The sequence below is a fragment of the Salibaculum griseiflavum genome (assembly GCF_003129565.1).
Taxonomy (GTDB): Bacteria; Pseudomonadota; Alphaproteobacteria; order Rhodobacterales; family Rhodobacteraceae; genus Salibaculum; species Salibaculum griseiflavum.
Genome location: NZ_QETF01000005.1, coordinates 155,763 through 174,171, shown reverse-complemented (window position 1 = coordinate 174,171; position 18,409 = coordinate 155,763). Strand labels below are relative to the sequence as shown.

Sequence of the window (18,409 nt, the reverse complement as noted above, 5' to 3'; positions counted from 1 at the left end):
GCCGATGGGCACCCTGCCCCCGGAACTCAAGATCCTGATCCTGAACGCGGCGGCGCTGGCTGTCGCCTATCTGGGTATCTATCCGAGCATGCCGCGCATCACGCTGCCGCGCCTGTTGCGCCAGGACCTGGCGCTGTCGGTGTTGCTGCTGGTGGTCGCGGGGCTGTTGTTCGCGGGCAGCGGCACGCGGTTCTCGTTGTTGCTGTTCGAAACGAACTGGTGGGTCTTCACCCTGTTGACCGCCGGTCTCATGGAATGGCCGCTCTTCATGCGGTTCTGCAAGCGCCACGGCATCGACCCGTTCAGCGATGATGCTTGGCGCGACGGCGACTAGGCCGCGTCTTCCAGCACCTTCAGCACCACCTCGCGCGGCACCTCGGACGTGACGAAGGCCTGCCCTATGCCGCGCGCCATGATAAAGCGCAGCTGGCCATCGACCACCTTCTTGTCCTGCCCCATCAGGTCGACCAGCGCCGCCGCACCGGGCAGATCACCCGGAATGTCGGCAAGGTCTTTCTTCATACCCATCGCCGCCAGGTGTTCACGCACGCGGCTCGGGTCCTCCTGGCTGCACAGGCCCAGCCGGGCCGAGGTCTCGAAGGCCAGCGCACAGCCGATGGCCACGCCCTCGCCATGCAGCAGCCGGTCGGAATAGCCCGTCGAGGCCTCAAGCGCGTGACAGAAGGTATGCCCGAGGTTCAGAAGCGCCCGGTCACCCTGTTCGGTCTCGTCGCGCATCACGATCTCGGCTTTCATCTCAACCGATCGCTTGACCGCATGGATCAGCGCCGCCGGATCATCGCGCAGGTTTGGGCCGTTCTCTTCCAGCCAGCCAAAGAAGTCCGCATCCCCCAGCAGGCCATATTTCACGACTTCGCCATAGCCGGACAGGAAATCACGCTCGGGCATGGTGGCCAGCACGCCGGTATCGGCCAGCACAAGCGATGGCTGGTGAAACGCCCCGATCAAGTTCTTGCCCTGCGGGGCGTTGATCCCGGTCTTGCCGCCCACGGAACTGTCGACCTGAGCCAGAAGCGACGTCGGCACCTGGACGAAACGCACCCCGCGCCGGACAACGGCGGCGGCGAAGCCCACTAGGTCGCCGATCACGCCGCCCCCAAGGGCCACGACGATGTCGCCACGCTCGACCTTCTGCTCGAGCAGCCATTCGACGGTGCGGGTGAACTGCGGCCATCCCTTGGTACCTTCGCCCGGCGGCAGCGACAACGCGACGCTTTCGATGCCTTCCGCTTGCAACCCATCCTGCAAGGCGCCCAAGTGCAGCCCTGACACGGTGTCCTCGGTCACGATGGCAACGCGGGGCCGGCGCAGCAGCGGCGCGATCTGCGACCCGGCATTGGCGACCAGCCCCGGCCCGATGCGCACGTCATAGGCCCGGCCGGGCAGGTCAACGCGGACGGTTTCAATCGTCATCGGCAAGCTCCAGTATCCGGGGGTCGGCAGCCAGTGTCTCGATCACCCGGTCCGTCATGTCATCAATGGAATATTCCGGTTCGGCCTTGGTTCGCAGACCCGCCTTGGCATAGATGGGCGCGCGGTCCTCGAAAATCCGCGCCAAGGTCCCACGCGGGTCCGGCGTGCGCAGCAGGGGTCGCGTATCCTTGTGGCGCACCCGGTCCCAAAGAAGGTCCAGATCGGCATCCAGCCACAACGCCACGCCATGCTGCGCAATGGCGCGCCGGTTGCGTTCCGCCAGGAACGCGCCGCCGCCGGTAGACAGGATGCAGGGTTCGGATTTCAGCAACCGGGCGATCACCTCCGCCTCGCGGTCGCGAAAGAAGGCTTCGCCGTCGCGGGCGAAAATCTCGGCGATGCTGGCATTGGCCGCGGCCTCGATCTCGGCATCCGAATCCAGGAACGCCACGCCCAGCCGCGCCGCAAGGTTGCGCCCGATGGCCGACTTGCCCGACCCCATCATGCCGACGAGCACGACCGTGCGATGCAGCACCGCCCCGGTCTTTTCCCGCCTGTCCTGCGCCTTGCCTGTCACCACCGAACCCGCTTTCCCCGATCGGCACCGCTTTGCCGGTGCTGGAAATTTCCCCATTCAATGACGTGAAATTACCCGAAACACCATATATAAAGCCAGCCAAGGACCAGCGAAACCGGTCCGTTCCGGGGCAGGACAGAAAAGATGGGGCAAAGACATGATGTGGCGGCTGATCAAGGCAGTGCTGGTATTGGTGGTTCTGGCGGCACTGGCATTGGTGGCCTATGCCTATGTCGGGCCGATCTTTTTCGCAGAAGATTTCGCGCCCCCGGTGGAGGAGGTCACGAAACCCGTGACGCTTGAGGTGGAGTAACGGTGAAAACCCTCGCAAAATGGGCGGCTCTGGCCTGCATGGCAGCCTCGGCCGCCACCGCGCAGCAAGACGGGGCCGAGGACATGCGGCCTCTGTCTGCGATCGACTGGCTGTCGGAAAGCGTGCGCGAGCCAGCCCCGGCGGCCCTTGCGCCCCTGCCCGGGTCCCGCAGCACCCGCGTGCCGCCGCCCGACGAGGACCCCGTCACCGACAGCGCCACGATTCCCGATGTCAGCGTCCGGCCACTGGATGCGCCATCGGCGGACCGGGTCGGGCTGATGTCAGCGGCCACGACCGGCCTGCCGGCGACGCTCTGGGCTGGCAGCGAGACGGGAACCTTGGTCGACCTTCTGCTGGCCGAACGGGTGGAGACCCTGGCGCCCCTGCGCGAACTGCTCATGCGCCTGATCCTGACAGAGGCCGACCCACCCGCCGATGCCGGCCCCGAGGGCCGTCTTTTCCTGGCCCGGATCGACACGCTTCTCGATATCGGGGCGCTCGACCCGGCGCTCGCGATGCTGGAGGCCGCCGATCCGGACAGTCCTGCCCTGTTCCGGCGCTGGTTCGACGTGGCGCTTCTGACCGGAACCGAGCGGCGCGCGTGTCAGGTCATGCAGGCCAAGCCCGGCATTGCCCCCACCCCTGCCGCCCGGGTCTTCTGCCTTGCACGGGCGGGCGATTGGTCGGCAGCGGCGCTGACCTTGAACACCGCCGAGGCCTTGGGCGATATCGACGCCGAAACCGCCGATCTGCTGGCCTGGTTCCTCGATCCGGAGCTTTTCGAGGGGGCCGCCCCGCCGCGCCCCGAAAGGATCACGCCGCTGGTCTTCCGGATGCGTGAAGCGGTGGGCGAGGCGATGGGAACAGCCGCCCTGCCCCGCGCCTTTGCCCATTCCGATCTGCGCGATACCGTTGGCTGGAAATCCCAGATCGAGGCGGCCGAACGACTGTTGCGCACAGGGGCAATCCCGGAAACGGTGCTTTTGCGCCTCTATACCCAACGCGTCCCGTCCGCCTCGGGCGGGGTCTGGGAACGGGCCCGCGCGGTGCAACGGCTGGAAAGCGCCCTGACCACGGGGGATGCGGCGGCAACCTCCGAGGCCCTGATCGCCGCCTGGGAACAGTTGCGCGATGTCGGAACACAGGCCGTTCTGGTGGATGGGTTCGCGGACCGGCTGGCCACGGCCGAGCTGACACCACGCGGCGCCGACCTGCGCTACCGGTTGCTCATGCTGACACCCGCCTACGAAGCGCACGCGCTGGACCTTGACCTGCCGCCCGATCAGGCGCTGCTGGCTGCGCTGGCGCGAGGGCAGGTCGGCGCTGATATCCCGGTGCCCCGCACCGCGCGGCCCGTCGCCGCCGCCTTCCGCGATCCGCAGCCCGACGCCACGCTTGTCGCCATGGCCCAGGATGACCGCCTGGGCGAAGCCATCCTGCGCACCATCGCCACCGTGCAACAGGGGCTGGACGGCGATCCGGTCGCCATGACCGAAGGATTGTCGACCCTACGCGCCCTCGGCCTTGAGGACACCGCCCGTCGCACTGCCCTCTACCAGCTGATCCTGTCGGCCCCATGACCCCCGCCGACCAACCTCAGAGCCATTGGCTGCAGGCCTTTCTGGAGGCCCACGCCGCAGAGCTGGACGCCGCCGACAACACGCTTGCCGCATATGGCCGAGACCTGGTCGATTTTTCCGACTGGCTCGCCGCCCGCGACCGACACCTTGCCACGGCCCAACGCGCGGACGTGGAGGATTACCTCATCGCCTGCGAGGCCGGCGGGCTGGCCCCGGCCACCCGCGCGCGCCGCCTCTCGGCGATCAAGCAGCTTTACCGTTTCGCCTTTGACGAAGGCTGGCGCGACGACAACCCGGCCATCCGGATCGCTGGACCGGGCCGAGGCAAACGGCTGCCGAAGACGCTGAGCATCGAGGAGGTGGACGCGCTGCTTGACGCCGCCCGAACCAACGCCAAGGACCGCACGCGCAATACCTGCCTGATGGAGTTGCTCTACGCCACGGGCATGCGTGTGTCGGAACTTGTCGCCCTGCCGGTTTCCGCAGCGCGGGGTGATCCCCGGATGCTGCTGGTGCGCGGCAAGGGCGACAAGGAACGCATGGTGCCCCTGTCGCCGCCGGCCCGCGCCGCACTGGCCGAGTGGCTGGCCGAACGGGACGCCGCCGAAGACAAGGCCTCGGCGCAGCGCAAACCGCGCTCGCCGTTCCTGTTTCCATCACGGGGCAAATCCGGCCACCTGACCCGGCAGAGCTTTCACGGACTGATCAAGACCTGGGCGGCGCAGGCCGGTATTCCCCCTGAAAAGGTCAGCCCGCACACCCTGCGCCATGCCTTTGCCACGCATCTTCTGGCCGGTGGCGCCGACCTCAGGGCAATCCAGACGCTTCTGGGCCATGCGGATGTGGGAACGACAGAAATCTATACCCATGTGCTGGAGGACCGGCTGCGCGACCTGGTGCTGGAGCATCACCCCCTGTCGCAGGAGACTGCCAAGGACGCTTGAAGCCGCGCCCCCGCGGCCCCATAACGGGTGAATGCAACAGGAATACCTTTCATGATCGACGCCGCTTTCTGGACCACCGCGGGCGCCATCGCCGTTCTGCTGGTGCTTTCGGGTTTCTTTTCAGGTTCCGAAACCGCGCTGACCGCCGCCTCGCGCGGGAAATTGCGCTCGAATGCCGACAAGGGCGACAAGGGGGCGGCCCGCGCCCTGACGATCACCGAGGATAGCGAACGACTGATCGGCTCGGTTCTGCTGGGCAACAACCTCGTCAACATCCTCGCCACCTCGCTGGCCACGGCCCTGTTCACCCGTGCCTTCGGCGAAAGCGGCGTGGCCATGGCAACCCTCGTGATGACCTTGCTGGTCCTGATCTTTGCCGAGGTGCTGCCCAAGACCTATGCCATCACCAATGCCGAGAAGGCCGCCGGTATCGCCTCGGCGCCGATCTCGGTGATCGTCACCCTGTTTGCCCCGATCGTCGGTGCGGTGCGGCTTCTGGTGCGGGGGGTGCTGCGGATCTTCGGCGTCAAGGCCGACCCCGACAGCAACATCCTTGCCGTGCGCGACGAGATCGCCGGCGCGATCCAGCTGGGCCATTCCGAGGGCGTGGTCGAGAAGGAAGACCGTGACCGGATCCTTGGCGCGCTGGACCTCGGCGACCGCGCGGTCGAGGAAATCATGCTCCACCGCTCCGAGATCGAGATGATCGACGCCAGCCTGCCGGTCATGGATATCCTGTCCCATGTGCTGGACAGCAAGCACACCCGCCTGCCCCTCTTCCGGGACGAGCCCGAGAACATTGTTGGCGTCTTGCACGCCAAGGACCTGCTGCGCGCCATGCACCGGATGCTGGGCGACGGGCGCATCGACCCGGAAGAATTGCAGGCCTTCGACATCATGACCGTGGCGATGGAACCCTATTTCATCCCCGAAACCACCTCGCTTGACGACCAGATGCGCAAATTCCTGGCCCGGCACACCCATTTCGCGCTGGTGGTGGATGAATACGGCTCGCTTCAGGGCCTGATCACGCTGGAGGATATCCTCGAAGAGATCGTCGGCGAGATTACCGACGAGTTCGACACCGATGACGAGGATGACTTCGTCGCCGACGAGGATGGCAGCGTGACCGTCGATGGCGGGATGACCATCCGCGACCTCAACCGCGCGATGGATTGGTCGCTGCCCGATGACGAGGCCAACACCATCGCCGGGCTGGTCATCCACGAGGCGCAGATGATCCCGGCCGCCGGCCAGGTCTTTTCCTTCCACGGCTTCCGCTTCGAAGTCACGGCCCGCGAGGAAAACCGCGTCAGCGAGCTGCGGATCAGCCGCCTCTAGCGCCCCTTGAACAACCCGCCGAGGATGCCGCGCACGATGCGGCGGCCCGTGGTGCCCTTGAGTTCCTTGACCACCACCTTGGCGATGCTTTCGCCGATCCCGTCATCATGGCGGTGGCGGGTTGACCAAGGCCGCGACGCCCCGCCGGTGCGGCTGCCACCGTCATAGCGGCGGGCATTGCGGAACTCGCGCTCTTCGGTCTCTTGCTTGGCCGCTTGCGCCTCGGCCTCTTCCGCCGCTTTTGCCGCGGCCTCGGCCCGCGCGGCGAGCATCTCGGACGCGCTTTCCCGGTCAAGCGGCGTGTCGTATTTCGCACCGATGGCAGAGGCGGCCATGATCGCCGCACGTTCCTCGGCGGTGATCGGCCCCAATTGCGACGAGGGCGGACGGATCAGGGTGCGCTCGACGATCCCCGGCACACCCTTCTCCTGCAACATCGAGGTCACCGCCTCGCCGGTGCCGACCTGAGTGATCGCCTCGGCGGTGTCGAAATCGGGGTTGGGCCGATAGGTCTCGGCCGCCTGTTTCAGCGCCCGTTGGTCCTTCGCCGTAAAGGCGCGCAAGGCATGCTGAAACCGGTTGCCCAACTGGCCCAAAACGTCCTCGGGCACATCCGCCGGGTTCTGCGTGACGAAATAGACGCCGACGCCCTTGGACCGGATCAACCGCGCCACCTGTTCGACCTTGTCCACCAGCGCCTTGGGTGCGTCGTCGAACAGCAGATGCGCCTCGTCGAAGAAGAAGACCAGCTTCGGCTTGTCCGGGTTGCCCACCTCGGGCAGTTCCTCGAACAGCTCGGACAGCAGCCACAGCAAGAAGGTCGCGTAAAGCGACGGGTTCGCCATAAGTGTATCGGCAGCCAGCACGTTGACCCGGCCCCGCCCATCGGGTGCCGTGGCCATCATGTCGGACAGCTCAAGCGCCGGTTCCCCGAACAACCTGTCGCCCCCCTGGTTTTCCAGCACCAGCAATTCTCGCTGGATCGCGCCCACCGACGAGGTGGCGACATTGCCATAGCGCAGCGACAGGGCCTTGGCGTTCTGGCCGACCCAGACCAGCAGGGATTGCAGGTCTTCCAGATCCAGAAGCGGCAGTCCCTCTTCATCGGCCACGCGGAAGGCGACGTTCAGCACACCCTCCTGCGCCTCCGACAGGCCCATCAGGCGCGACAGCAAGAGCGGCCCCATCTCGGCCACGGTGGTCCGGATCGGATGGCCCTGTTCGCCGAAAAGATCCCAGAAGGTGACGGGCGTGTCGGAATATGTCAGGTCCAGCCCGATCGTGTTCGCGCGCTTGGCAAAGGCGTCATGCAGCTTGAAATCAGCCGAGCCGGACTTGGCGAGACCAGACAGGTCCCCCTTGACGTCCGACAAGAAGACCGGAACCCCGGCCGCCGAAAAGCCCTCGGCCAGAATCTGCAGGGTGACGGTCTTGCCGGTCCCGGTGGCCCCGGCGATCAGGCCATGCCGGTTTGCATATTTCAAAAGCAGCTGTTGCGGCGTGGCATAACCCGCGCCGCCGCCCCCGATGAAAACCCCTTCGCCCATACCCTGTCCTTTCGCGATCACGCCCGGTTGCCCCGGTCAAGATACATTCTTAACCCTTCTGTGCCAGTCTCTAATCGTCCCGCCGCATCGGTCCTCCCGTGGCGTGGGCATTCCTCCCTGTCAGACTTGCCGCGCCCCCGGGCGCGGCTTTTTTCTGCATCCCATCACGGGACGGAATGGGGCCCATGACGGATTGTCGCATTTGCCTGTTGACGGAGGCCTTGGCTTTTCGTAGCGTCCCCCACGATAAGTCGGCCAAGTCCGACAGGGAGAAATGGAGAAGGGTCCGAAAGGGCCCTTTTTCATTTTTGAAAACAGGGCCATAGTGTGTGCGCGCACCGACTGGGCAAGGCCTTGCCGAGGTGCTTTCGGGCGCAAATTGGGTCTGACAGTCGGGTCGATCCGTGCTAGGCGGTGGTCGACCACAATGAAATGGACGCAAACATGACCTTTCAGAAACTCCTTCCGCTTGCCGCCGTGTTGGCCATGCTCGGTCTGCCCGCGACGGCGCAGGACAACACCGCCACCGAAGAGGCACAGGATCCCGCCGCCGAACTCGACATGGGCACCCCGGTCGATGAAGACGGCAACCCCGTCGCCGGCGAGCCACAGGTCGGCCAGCAATATGTCCGCGAGGAACATGGCGACTGGGTCGTGCGCTGCCTGCGCACGGAAGAGGGTGACGACCCCTGCCAGATCTACCAGTTGCTTTCCGATGACGAAGGCAATGACGTGGCCGAGATCTCCATGGTCAGCCTTCCCGAGGGGCAGGCTGCCGCGGGGGCCACGATCGTCGCCCCCCTTGGCACGCTGCTGACCGAACAACTGACCCTGCGGGTCGATGGCGGCACCGCCCGGCGCTTCCAGTTCTCGACCTGCAACCAGGGCGGTTGCATCGCACGGGTCGGTTTCACCGCCGAGGACGTCGGGCTGTTCAAGGCCGGCGCCGCCGCGACCTTGCGCCTAGTGCCCTTCGCGGCCCCCGACCAGGAGGTCATCCTGACGATTTCCCTGTCCGGCTTCACCGCGGCCTTCGACGCGCTCTGATCCGTAAAACGGGTATCATCAATGGCGCCGCCCCACACCGGGGCGGCGTTTCGCGTTTCAGGGGGCCTTTTTCAGGGCCAGCACGGCATTGAGCCCACCGAAGGCGAATGCGTTGGACAAGGCCACCTCGACGCGGGCCTCACGGGCCTCGTTCGGGACGACATCGAGGGCGCATTCGGGATCGAATTCCTCGTAGCCGATGGTTGGCGCGATCACACCGTCGCGCAGCGCCATGATGCAGGCCAGCAATTCCACCGCGCCAGTGCCGCCGATCAGGTGGCCGTGCATGGACTTGGTCGAAGAGAGCATCAGCTTGTCCGCCTGCGCCCCGAACACATCCGCCACAGCGGCGCACTCCGTCTTGTCATTGGCCGCCGTGCCCGTTCCGTGGGCATTGATGTAGCCCACCTGCCCCCGGTCGATCCCGCCATCGCGCAGTGCACCGGCAATCGCCCGCGCCGCACCCTGTTTCGAGGGCATGACGATATCCGAGGCGTCCGAGGACATGGCGAACCCCGCCACTTCGGCCAGGATTTCGGCGCCGCGCTTTTTCGCGTGATCCAGCCGTTCGAAGACGAAAATGCCCGCCCCCTCGCCCTGAACCATGCCATTGCGGGTCGCGCTGAAGGGGCGGCAGGCATCCTTGGACATGACCCGCAGCCCTTCCCAGGCCTTGACGCCCCCGAAGCACAGCATGGATTCCGACCCGCCGGTGATCATCACGTCGGCCATGCCCGAGCGGATCATCTGATAGGCTTGCCCCATAGCGTGATTGGACGACGCACAGGCCGTGGCCACGGTAAAGGACGGCCCGCGCAGGTTCCATTCCATGCTGACATGGGATGCGGCGGCGTTGTTCATCAGCTTGGGCACGATGAAGGGATGCACCCGGTTCTTGCCTTCTTCGTAGACCGCCCGGTAGTTTTCATCCTGCGTGTTCAGCCCGCCGCCCGACGTGCCCAGCACCACGCCGGACCGGTCGGCCATATCCCCCGAGAAGGACAGCCCCGCCTGGCCAAGCGCCTCACGGGCGGCCAGCAGGGTGAATTGCGTGAACCGATCATAAAGCGAGATTTGCTGGCGGTTGAAATGGGCATGTTCGTCATACCCCGTGACCTGCCCGCCAATTTTCACGGCCAGCCGGTCCACGTCGCGGATGTCCAGCGGGCCAATGCCGCATCTCCCCTCACGCATGGCCTCCAGCGTGGCGGGCACATCGTGGCCCAGGGCGTTGATCGTGCCGGCCCCGGTGATGACGACCCGGTGGCTCACGATTGATCCTTCACCAGCTTCGCAACCGCGTCGATGATGGACCGGACCGACGAGATGTCGAAATCGCTCGCGGACGGATCATTGGCATTGAAAGGCACCGAGATATCGAAGGCCTCTTCGATGGCGAAGATGCTTTCGACAAGGCCAAGACTGTCGATACCGAGGTCTTCGAGCGTGTGCTCGGATTTCACGTCCGAGGGCTCCAGCATGGCCTGCTCGGCAATGATGGCGATGACCTTGTCGGCGATTGCGTCGCTCATGATGTCCTCTTGGCGGTTCCCTGCGGTGGATTTAGTGCCTAGCAGGGCCGATTGGAACCGTTATTCACGCTCCGGCCCGCGGACGAGGCGCCGCAGGGCTTTCTGTTCGGCGCGATGCGCTTGGGTGGGCTTGGCCGGGTGGCCGCTGACGAACAGACCGTCAGCAATGTTGGACAGGATCACCGCGCCGCCCCCCGCAACCACGTCGCGTCCGATTGTCAGGTTGTCGGCCACCCCGGACTTGCCGCCCAGGATCACCCGTGGTCCCAGAACGCTTGACCCGGCAATTGCGGCATGGGCACAGATCAGGCAGTCGGGCCCCAGCACCACGTTGTGTCCGATCTGAACGAGGTTGTCGATCTTGACGCCGTCGCCGATGCGCGTGGCACGAATCGTGCCCGCATCCACGGTGCTGTTCGCGCCGATCTCGACATCATTGCCGATTTCGACCCCGCCCAGAGAATGTATGCGGTGCCACCGGCCGTCCTCCGGCGGGTCCAGCGGCGCATCGCCGCGCTGGCGCATCGCGCGTTCCACGTTGGACGGACCGGCATTGGTGAAGGAAAAGCCGTCGCCACCGACCACCACGCCGGGCTGGGCGATGAAGCAGTCACCGATCCGCACCCGCGCGCCGATCCGCACGCCGGCATGCAGTGTCGCCCCTGCGCCGATCCTGGTTTCAGCGCCGATGCTGACATGCGCCCCGATCCGCGTGCCGGGTCCGATCACCACGCCCGGACCGACGACCACGAATGGCCCGATCACCACGTCTTCCGCGATCTTGGCGCTGGCATCGATCACCGCACTGGCATGTTGCCCCGTCAGGCCCCGAAACGCCGAATCATCGTCCAGCAGCGCTGTCAGCCCGGCCATGGCAAACCGTCCGCGTGGCGCTACGATGGCCCCGTCCAGCCCCAGCGCGGCCAGATCCGCACCGGGCCAGACCACGGCGGCCCGCGCCCGGCTGGCGGTCAGCTCGTCCGCGAATTTCGGCGTCACCGCAAGGGCCAGGTCGGCTGGCCCCGCCTCGCCCGGTTCGGCGAGCCGGTCCACCACAAGCGACGCGTCGCCAAGGGTCTCTGCCCCCAGCGACGCGGCAATCTCTTTCAGGCTGTGGCGCATGACGACCCCCCTTCGCTCGGGGTCAGGATTAGCCGCCGATGGCCCGAACCGCCACCCCTTCATTGGCCAGCGCCCGCCAGATCCGGGCATCGCGCCCATAGACATCCTCGCGGAAATTCAATTGGCCCGTCGTATGGGTAAAGGCGGTCCGGTAAACGATATGCACCGGCACAGGATCTTCCAGGTCCACGCGGGTCTCGCGGCCCGTGTCCAGGCGGCTGTGGAAGAAGCCCTGCGGATCGCTGGTCTGGCGCGACAGCAGCTCGTAGGCGAATTCGAACGGATCGTTCAGGCGGATGCACCCATGGCTGAAGGTGCGGGTCTGGCGGCTGAACAGGTTCTTGGCCGGCGTGTCGTGCAGGTAGATGTTGTACTGGTTCGGAAACATGAATTTCACCAGCCCCAGCGCATTGCCCCGACTGGGCGGTTGGCGCATGGAGTAGGGGAAGTTGCTGCGGTTATACTGGCTGAAATCGACCGCGCCCCGGTTGATGCGCCGGCCACGGCTATCGGTGATCTCGATATGGCTGACCGCGTTGGGATTGCGCTGGAGCATCGGCAGGTATTCCTTGGTGATGATCGAGCGCGGCACATACCAGCTGGGATTGATCACCATGAATTCCATGACATCCGAGAACTCGGGACTCTGGCGGTCGCTGTCGCGGGCGCCGATGACCGAGCGGGTCACGAAAGTCGGGTTGTCGTTGTCCATGATGATGGCGTGGAAATCGGTAAGGTTCACCCAGATATGGCGCGACCCGCGCGGGCGGTTCATCCAGCGCTCGCGCTCCATGGCGACGATCACGCTTTGCAGGCGTGTCTGGGCAGGCACGTTGATTGCACGAAGCGTGCCCTCGCCCACGATGCCGTCGGGGTTCAGGCCATGGGCCTGCTGGAACCGCTGCACGCCCGCCTGGATCGCGGCGTCGTAGACCTGGGTGGCACTGCGATTCATGTACCCCATGCGCACAAGACGGTCGCGCAGGGCCACGACCGCAGGCCCGGACGCCCCCGTTTCGAGCCGCCCGCCAGGCACCGGCGCGCCCCATCCGCCTTCGGCCAGAAGCCGCTCTAGGCGCAGTTTCTCACGCAGCAGGCGCGCATATTCCGGCGAACTGGGCGGCAGCGACGCCAGGAACCCGGCCGGGCTGGACCGCTCGAAGGCGGTGATCAGGGCCAGCCGCCCCCGATAGGGCACGTCGCGCTTGATCGCGGAAACGACCGCGCCGGGGCGCAGGATGCCGGTCTGCACATCACGGGCATATTGCAGGAAAAGCTGGCTAAGATAGACCTCCATCGCGCCTTTTTCGGCGGGCGTGTCCGCCGCTTGAAGCTGCGCCATGATCCGGTCGGGGTCGTAATCCGCTGTCGGCAGGCCATGATCGCCGGCATCGGCAAAGGCCCCCAGAAGCGCGTTGCGCCGCGCCCGGTCGCGACTGGTCGTGCCGGTCCAGATGCCTTCGAAATCGCGTGCACGGTAGAATTCGGCGAGCGCCTCATCCCGGGCCGCGTTCTCGGCCACGGCCTGGCGGAAGGCGGTCACCTGGGCGTCAGCAGGCGCCGAAAGCATCGTGACGACGAACCCCAGCAACGCCACCATAAAGAGGCTGAAACGATTTGCAGATAGCACCGACATGATATTCCTCAGATAAAACGGACGTTTATTGATCGAGATCAGTGTGTTCACCCTTCCCATCACCGAGTCTACTCACAATCTCGCAAGCTGGCGACACCACGGTGATGGTGTTGCCGCGTTGCGCTTGCCAGATTGGTCAGCGCGGCATCAAGGCCACAAGTCAGGGTTTTCTGACCTTTTGCGCAAAAATCTGCCGATTTTCACCTTGTCCCTCAGGAACGGCCCCGCGGGGGTTGGTCCGCGAATCGATTTGTGGCATAGAAATTATGCATCTGGGGATGAGATAGCAGAGAAACCGGCACAAGTCGGTGACACAAGCGACGGGACAGGCGCTCTAACATGACGACTGACAGCTCTTCGGGCATCACGAGGCGCGGCTTGCTGCGTGCATTCGCGGCCACCACCATCACCGCGGCTCCTACCTTTTCCAATGCGGCCGGGTTCCTGCGCGGCAGCGGCGATATCCGCCGCCTGCGCATGTATAGCGGGCGCACCGGCGAACGCATCGACACGATCTACTGGATCGAAGGCGAATATATCGGCGAGGCCGTGGCCGAGGTCGAACGCTTCATGCGCGACTGGCGCAACGGACAGACCCATAACATCGACACCCGGACCATCGACATCATGGCCGCCGCTCATAACCTGATGGACGTGAACGAGCCCTATCTTCTGTTGTCGGGATACCGTTCGCCACAGACCAACGCCATGCTGCGCCGCCGGTCGTCCGGCGTGGCGCGCAATTCACTCCACATGCAAGGCCAAGCCGCCGACCTGAGGCTCGACAGCCGCTCGGTCAGCCAAATGGCGCGGGCCGCCCAGGCCTGCCGCGCCGGCGGTGTCGGGCGCTATACCGGCTCGAATTTCGTTCACATGGATTGCGGCCCCGTCCGCAGCTGGGGCCGCTGACCGCACAGCGCACCCTGTCGAAGGTCCGACCCGTGCAGCCCGCTGCGCGGGTTTTTTTTCGGCCTGTCCGACCGATAGCGGCTTTGAAGGCGGCGCTTCGGTCGCTATCTGGGACAGCATATCAGCCGGGGTCGCGCCATGTTTCTTGAAATCCTGCTTGTTCTTTGCCTCGTTTGCCTGAATGGCTTCCTGGCCATGTCGGAACTGGCCGTCGTCGCCGCCCGCCGTTCCCGGCTGGAGGCCGACGCCGCCAAAGGGTCGCAAGGCGCGCGCATCGCCCTGCGCCTGGCCGATGACCAGGGGCGGTTCCTGTCCACCGTTCAGGTCGGTATCACCCTCGTCGGCGTGCTGGCCGGTGCCTTTTCGGGGGCCACGATCGGTGTGCGGCTGGCCGAATACCTGCCCGCCCTTGGCGTGCCGGCACGTTTTGCGGACGAAGTCGGTGTCGGGCTTGTCGTCATCGCCATCACCTACCTGTCCCTGATCGTGGGCGAGCTTGTTCCCAAACAGATCGCCCTGGCCGCCCCGGAAAGAGTCGCCGCGCGCGTTGCCCCGGTCATGCTGGTTCTGTCGCGCATCGCCGGTCCCGTGGTCTGGGTGCTCGACAGATCCGGGCGCCTGCTGCTGCGGCTGCTGGGCCAGACCGACCGGCAGGAGGCGCCGGTCAGCGACGAGGATATTCGGTACATGTTGTCCGAGGCGGCCGGCGCCGGTGTCATCCACCGCGCCGAAAAGGACCTCATCGGGGGTGTCATGCGGTTTTCCGACCGGCGGGCACGCGGCCTGATGACCCCGCGCCCGGATGTCGAGATCGCCGAAGTCGGTGAAAGCCGCGACCAGATCCTCGCGCGGTTCCGGACATCGGGCCATTCTCGCCTGCCCCTGCGCCAGGGCGGCCCTGACGACATCATCGGCGTCCTGCACAGCCGCGACATCCTCGACAGCACGGCGTCCGGTTTCGACGCCGCCGCCCTCGCCCGCCCGGGGCCGGTTATTCCTGAAAGCCTGCCCGCCCTCGAAGTGATCGACCGGCTGCGACAATCGCTCAGCCACATGGTGCTGGTCTATGACGAACATGGCCATTTCAAGGGGGTCGTCACCCCCATGGACGTGCTGGGCGCGATCGCCGGCGGCTTTGACGAACCCGAGGAGCGCCCGCCAGAATTCATCCACCGGGCCGACGGGTCGCTGGTGGTGTCCGGCGCCATGCCAGTGGACGAGTTCCGCGACCGGCTGGGCCTCGCCCTGGAACTGGAGCCGACTTACGACACCGTGGCCGGGCTGGTGCTGTCACGGCTCGGCGACATGCCCATCGAGGGTCAGGACATCGAGGTCGAAGGCTGGCGTATCGAGATCGTCGACATGGATGGCCGCCGCATCGACAAGCTGATCGTCACACGTATCCCGGTTTGACACGGATCATCCGCGCGACCCCGGCGGCTGCTATAGTGACGCGAGCACCCACCATGCGAGGCAGCCCATGACCGACAGCCAGGAGACTGCACCACGCGCCCCTCATACCCTGACCGGTGCGGGCGCGCTGAAGGCTTTGGCGGCACACCGCGAGGGCCTGAGCGCGAACGAGGCCGCCCGCCGCCTCGAACAACACGGCCCCAACCGCCTGCCCCAGCCCGCTCGGCGCAACCCGCTGCTGCGCTTTCTCGCACATTTCCACAATGTCCTGATCTACGTGCTGATCGGGTCGGCTGTGGTGACCGCCGCCTTGCAGCACTGGGTCGATACCGGGGTGATCCTGGCGGTGGTCCTCGTCAACGCGGTGATCGGATATATTCAGGAGGGTCGCGCCGAGCAGGCCATGGCCGCAATCCGCGACATGCTGGCCCCTGCCGCTGCCGTGCTGCGCGACGGCCGCCGCCAGAGCGTCGATGCCGCCGAACTGGTACCGGGCGACATCGTGCTGGTCGAGGCCGGGGATCGCGTGCCCGCCGATATGCGGCTGATCCAGGCCCATGGCTTGCGCGCCGAAGAAGCGATCCTGACCGGCGAATCTGCACCCGTTGACAAGGGGACCGACGCGGTGGCCCAGGATGCCGCATTGGGCGACCGGGTCGGCATGCTGTTCTCCGGAACGCTGGTCGCCGCCGGGACCGGGCGCGGTGTCGTCGCGGCCACGGGCGCCGAGACCCAGATCGGCCGGATCAGCGGCATGTTGTCCACCGTCGAACCGCTCACCACGCCGCTGGTCGAGCAGATGGACCGTTTCGCCCGATGGCTTACGCTGTTCATCCTCATCGTCGCTGCCACGCTGCTGGCCTACGGATACTTCGTCGGCCATATGGGTTTTTCCGACCTCTTCATGGCCGTTGTCGGCCTGTCCGTTGCGGCCATTCCCGAGGGCCTGCCGGCGGTGTTGACGATCACCCTCGCGGTGGGCGTGCAGGCCATGGCCCGGCGCAACGCCATCGTGCGCCGGCTTCCAGCCATCGAGACCCTGGGATCGGTGTCGGTGATCTGCACCGACAAGACCGGCACCCTGACCCGCAACGAGATGAATGCCACGTCGCTGGCGCTCGCCGGGGCGCATTACACCGTTACGGGCGAGGGCTATGCGCCCGTCGGCGAGATCCGGCAAACCGCCGGTCCGGACGCGCGGGCGCCTCGCGACCTGGTGGCCGACTGTGCCCGCGTTGCCGCCTTGTGCAACGACGCCGAGTTGCAACGTGACCAGACCGCCGGCTGGCAGGTCGCGGGCGACCCCATGGAAGGCGCTTTGCTGGCGCTGGCCGGCAGGATCACCGGCGACGGCAATGACCCTTTCCCCGGATGGACCCGGCGTGACGCGATCCCCTTCGACGCGCTTCATCGGTTCATGGCCGTTCTGGTCGAGGCCCCGCAAGGAGAACAGGCGGTTTTGGTGAAGGGCGCACCCGAGGCCGTTCTGTCGCTCTGTGCCGATCAATTCTCGGCCCATGGCGGCACCGAACCGCTTGACAGCCCGGCCTGGCACAGAGAGGTCGAAGCATTGGCCGCGGGGGGGCAAAGGGTCATCGCGCTGGCGCAGGCCGAGGCCCCCGGTCACGACCATTCGCTGCATCAGAATTCGCTGAAGGGGAAGCTGACCCTGTTGGGTCTGGTCGGGTTGATCGACCCACCCCGCCCCGAGGCGATCAGTGCCGTCGCCGAATGCCATGCGGCCGGGATCCGGGTGAAAATGATCACGGGCGATCACGCGGAAACCGCCCGCGCCATCGCCGGACAGATCGGCCTGCGCAATGCCGAAACGGTTCTGACCGGGGCTGAACTGGCCCTGATGGATGACGCCGCGCTGGTCGAGGCGGCCGCGCAGACAGACGTGTTTGCACGCACCTCTCCGGCGCACAAGCTGCGGCTCGTGACAGCGCTGCAGTCACGCGGGCTGACCGTGGCCATGACCGGCGACGGCGTCAACGACGCCCCGGCCCTCAAGCGCGCGGATGCGGGCATCGCCATGGGCCGCAAAGGCAGCACGGCGGCGAAAGAGGCGGCGGCCCTGGTGCTGGCGGATGACAATTTTGCCTCGATCGCAGCAGCGGTCCGCGAAGGGCGCACGGTCTATGACAACATCAAGAAGGTGATCAGTTGGACCCTGCCCACCAGTTTCGGCGAGGCCGCAACGATCATCCTGGCGCTGCTGCTGGGCATGGCGCTTCCGGTCACGGCGGTGCAGATCCTCTGGATCAACCTGATCACCGCCGGAACACTGGGGTTGGCACTTGCATTCGAACCGACGGAACCGGGCACCATGCGCCGCCCGCCGCGCCCGCGTGATGCGCCGTTGCTGTCGGGTCGGCTGGTCTGGCAGGTGGTGCTGGTTTCGGCGCTGTTCCTTGTCGCCGTGTTCGGAATCTACAGCTATGCGATTGACCGCGGCTATCCGCTGGCCCTGGCCCAGACCATGGCGCTGAACATGCTGGTGGTTCTGGAAATCTTCTACCTGTTCTTCATCCGCAACCTGCACGGACCGTCGCTGACCTGGCAGGCGGCGAAGGGCACCCCTGTTATCTGGGCCTGTGTCCTGGTCATCGCCACGGCGCAATTCGCCATCACCTATCTGCCACCGCTCCAGGCGATCTTCGGCACCCATCCGGTGCCCCTGTTCGACGGGATGCTGATCGTGGCAACCGGGGGCGTCTTTTTCGCGCTGGTCGAGGTGGAGAAACACATGCGCCTCGCCATTCGCCAGCGCTGACCACCCCCGCATTCCGGTCAACCTTGCACCATGCATCGCTATCCGTTCGCTCGGTTCCCCCCCTTGATATGAGCGGCCGATGAAACCCTCGGCGAAATCGCGTTCTTCACGGATGACAGGACCCGAACCGCAACAGCCCGCTGCATCGAGAAGACCGTTGTCTATACCATCGACAAGGTGCGCTTCATGCGGCTGCAATTCGAAGACCCGAGCTTCGGCCTTGCCATCATGCGCACAG

16 protein-coding genes are annotated in these 18,409 nt (G+C 65.8%); 9 read left to right on the top strand and 7 right to left on the bottom strand.

All coding sequences use genetic code 11. From position 1 onward, the window contains the following. Window positions 1-4 precede the first annotated feature (4 nt). Complete coding sequence (locus DFK10_RS06890; RefSeq protein WP_109387957.1) at window positions 5-334, top strand: hypothetical protein; 330 nt, start codon at window positions 5-7, stop codon at window positions 332-334. Here the strand turns inward: DFK10_RS06890 and aroB are convergent. Together aroB and DFK10_RS06880 are read right to left on the bottom strand one after the other, a co-directional pair. Continuing rightward, complete coding sequence (gene aroB, locus DFK10_RS06885; protein ID WP_109387954.1) at window positions 331-1,434, bottom strand: 3-dehydroquinate synthase; 1,104 nt, start codon at window positions 1,432-1,434, stop codon at window positions 331-333. The genes DFK10_RS06890 and aroB overlap by 4 nt on opposite strands. Further along, window positions 1,424-2,014, bottom strand: coding sequence for a shikimate kinase (locus DFK10_RS06880; protein WP_268952205.1), 591 nt, complete (start codon window positions 2,012-2,014; stop codon window positions 1,424-1,426). The genes aroB and DFK10_RS06880 overlap by 11 nt, the downstream gene beginning before the upstream one ends. A gap of 154 nt (window positions 2,015-2,168) precedes the next feature. Between DFK10_RS06880 and DFK10_RS16440 the strand changes: the two genes are divergently transcribed. From DFK10_RS16440 to DFK10_RS06865, 4 genes are read left to right on the top strand one after another with little or no spacing between them, the layout of a single operon-like run. Next, a complete protein-coding gene (locus tag DFK10_RS16440; RefSeq protein ID WP_217810093.1) occupies window positions 2,169-2,324 on the top strand; it encodes a hypothetical protein in 156 nt (51 codons plus the stop codon). Window positions 2,325-2,326: 2 nt separating this feature from the next. Next, a complete protein-coding gene (locus DFK10_RS06875; RefSeq protein ID WP_217810087.1) occupies window positions 2,327-3,904 on the top strand; it encodes a hypothetical protein in 1,578 nt (525 codons plus the stop codon). After that, window positions 3,901-4,848, top strand: a complete 948-nt coding sequence (locus DFK10_RS06870) for a site-specific tyrosine recombinase XerD (protein WP_109387948.1) — start codon at window positions 3,901-3,903, stop codon at window positions 4,846-4,848. The genes DFK10_RS06875 and DFK10_RS06870 overlap by 4 nt, the downstream gene beginning before the upstream one ends. A gap of 51 nt (window positions 4,849-4,899) precedes the next feature. Further along, window positions 4,900-6,189 (top strand): HlyC/CorC family transporter, encoded by a 1,290-nt coding sequence (locus DFK10_RS06865; RefSeq protein WP_109387946.1) that lies wholly within the window; start codon window positions 4,900-4,902, stop codon window positions 6,187-6,189. Here DFK10_RS06865 and DFK10_RS06860 read toward each other — a convergent pair. After that, on the bottom strand, window positions 6,186-7,736 hold the full coding sequence (locus DFK10_RS06860; RefSeq protein ID WP_109387944.1) for a helicase HerA-like domain-containing protein: 1,551 nt from the start codon (window positions 7,734-7,736) through the stop codon (window positions 6,186-6,188). The genes DFK10_RS06865 and DFK10_RS06860 overlap by 4 nt on opposite strands. Before the next feature lie 444 nt (window positions 7,737-8,180). Here DFK10_RS06860 and DFK10_RS06855 point away from each other — a divergent pair, with 444 nt between their 5' ends. Continuing rightward, the gene (locus tag DFK10_RS06855) at window positions 8,181-8,783 is read left to right on the top strand and encodes an invasion associated locus B family protein (RefSeq protein WP_217810086.1); all 603 of its coding nucleotides are present in this window, start codon (window positions 8,181-8,183) and stop codon (window positions 8,781-8,783) included. 57 nt (window positions 8,784-8,840) lie between these two features. Here DFK10_RS06855 and DFK10_RS06850 read toward each other — a convergent pair whose 3' ends face one another. From DFK10_RS06850 to DFK10_RS06835, 4 genes are read right to left on the bottom strand one after another with little or no spacing between them, the layout of a single operon-like run. Then, window positions 8,841-10,055, bottom strand: coding sequence for a beta-ketoacyl-[acyl-carrier-protein] synthase family protein (locus DFK10_RS06850; protein WP_109387940.1), 1,215 nt, complete (start codon window positions 10,053-10,055; stop codon window positions 8,841-8,843). After that, window positions 10,052-10,315: an acyl carrier protein gene (locus tag DFK10_RS06845; RefSeq protein WP_109387938.1), complete on the bottom strand. Its 264-nt coding sequence runs from the start codon at window positions 10,313-10,315 to the stop codon at window positions 10,052-10,054. The genes DFK10_RS06850 and DFK10_RS06845 overlap by 4 nt, the downstream gene beginning before the upstream one ends. Before the next feature lie 60 nt (window positions 10,316-10,375). Continuing rightward, entirely contained in the window at window positions 10,376-11,437 is a 1,062-nt protein-coding gene (locus tag DFK10_RS06840; RefSeq protein ID WP_109387936.1) for a UDP-3-O-(3-hydroxymyristoyl)glucosamine N-acyltransferase, read from the bottom strand. 28 nt (window positions 11,438-11,465) lie between these two features. Further along, window positions 11,466-13,073 (bottom strand): L,D-transpeptidase family protein, encoded by a 1,608-nt coding sequence (locus DFK10_RS06835; protein ID WP_109387934.1) that lies wholly within the window; start codon window positions 13,071-13,073, stop codon window positions 11,466-11,468. 339 nt (window positions 13,074-13,412) lie between these two features. Here DFK10_RS06835 and DFK10_RS06830 point away from each other — a divergent pair, with 339 nt between their 5' ends. From DFK10_RS06830 to DFK10_RS06820, 3 genes are all read left to right on the top strand, one after another. Continuing rightward, window positions 13,413-13,982, top strand: a complete 570-nt coding sequence (locus tag DFK10_RS06830; protein ID WP_109387932.1) for a YcbK family protein — start codon at window positions 13,413-13,415, stop codon at window positions 13,980-13,982. Window positions 13,983-14,120: 138 nt separating this feature from the next. Beyond that, window positions 14,121-15,395 carry a hemolysin family protein gene (locus tag DFK10_RS06825; protein ID WP_109387930.1) on the top strand — a complete coding sequence of 425 codons (1,275 nt, stop codon included), beginning with the start codon at window positions 14,121-14,123 and terminating at the stop codon, window positions 15,393-15,395. Between the two features lie 67 nt (window positions 15,396-15,462). Continuing rightward, entirely contained in the window at window positions 15,463-18,171 is a 2,709-nt protein-coding gene (locus DFK10_RS06820) for a cation-transporting P-type ATPase (RefSeq protein ID WP_109387928.1), read from the top strand. Window positions 18,172-18,409: the final 238 nt, after the last annotated feature.

Excerpts from the sequence above, each read along its gene's own strand:
- DFK10_RS06890 (WP_109387957.1), top strand. The coding sequence starts at position 5 with ATGGGCACCCTGCCCCCGGAACTCAAGATCCTGATCCTGAACGCGGCG.
- aroB (WP_109387954.1), bottom strand. The coding sequence starts at position 1,434 with ATGACGATTGAAACCGTCCGCGTTGACCTGCCCGGCCGGGCCTATGAC.
- DFK10_RS16440 (WP_217810093.1), top strand. The coding sequence starts at position 2,169 with ATGATGTGGCGGCTGATCAAGGCAGTGCTGGTATTGGTGGTTCTGGCG.
- DFK10_RS06870 (WP_109387948.1), top strand. The coding sequence starts at position 3,901 with ATGACCCCCGCCGACCAACCTCAGAGCCATTGGCTGCAGGCCTTTCTG.
- DFK10_RS06865 (WP_109387946.1), top strand. The coding sequence starts at position 4,900 with ATGATCGACGCCGCTTTCTGGACCACCGCGGGCGCCATCGCCGTTCTG.
- DFK10_RS06860 (WP_109387944.1), bottom strand. The coding sequence starts at position 7,736 with ATGGGCGAAGGGGTTTTCATCGGGGGCGGCGGCGCGGGTTATGCCACG.
- DFK10_RS06855 (WP_217810086.1), top strand. The coding sequence starts at position 8,181 with ATGACCTTTCAGAAACTCCTTCCGCTTGCCGCCGTGTTGGCCATGCTC.
- DFK10_RS06845 (WP_109387938.1), bottom strand. The coding sequence starts at position 10,315 with ATGAGCGACGCAATCGCCGACAAGGTCATCGCCATCATTGCCGAGCAG.
- DFK10_RS06840 (WP_109387936.1), bottom strand. The coding sequence starts at position 11,437 with ATGCGCCACAGCCTGAAAGAGATTGCCGCGTCGCTGGGGGCAGAGACC.
- DFK10_RS06835 (WP_109387934.1), bottom strand. The coding sequence starts at position 13,073 with ATGTCGGTGCTATCTGCAAATCGTTTCAGCCTCTTTATGGTGGCGTTG.
- DFK10_RS06830 (WP_109387932.1), top strand. The coding sequence starts at position 13,413 with ATGACGACTGACAGCTCTTCGGGCATCACGAGGCGCGGCTTGCTGCGT.
- DFK10_RS06825 (WP_109387930.1), top strand. The coding sequence starts at position 14,121 with ATGTTTCTTGAAATCCTGCTTGTTCTTTGCCTCGTTTGCCTGAATGGC.
- DFK10_RS06820 (WP_109387928.1), top strand. The coding sequence starts at position 15,463 with ATGACCGACAGCCAGGAGACTGCACCACGCGCCCCTCATACCCTGACC.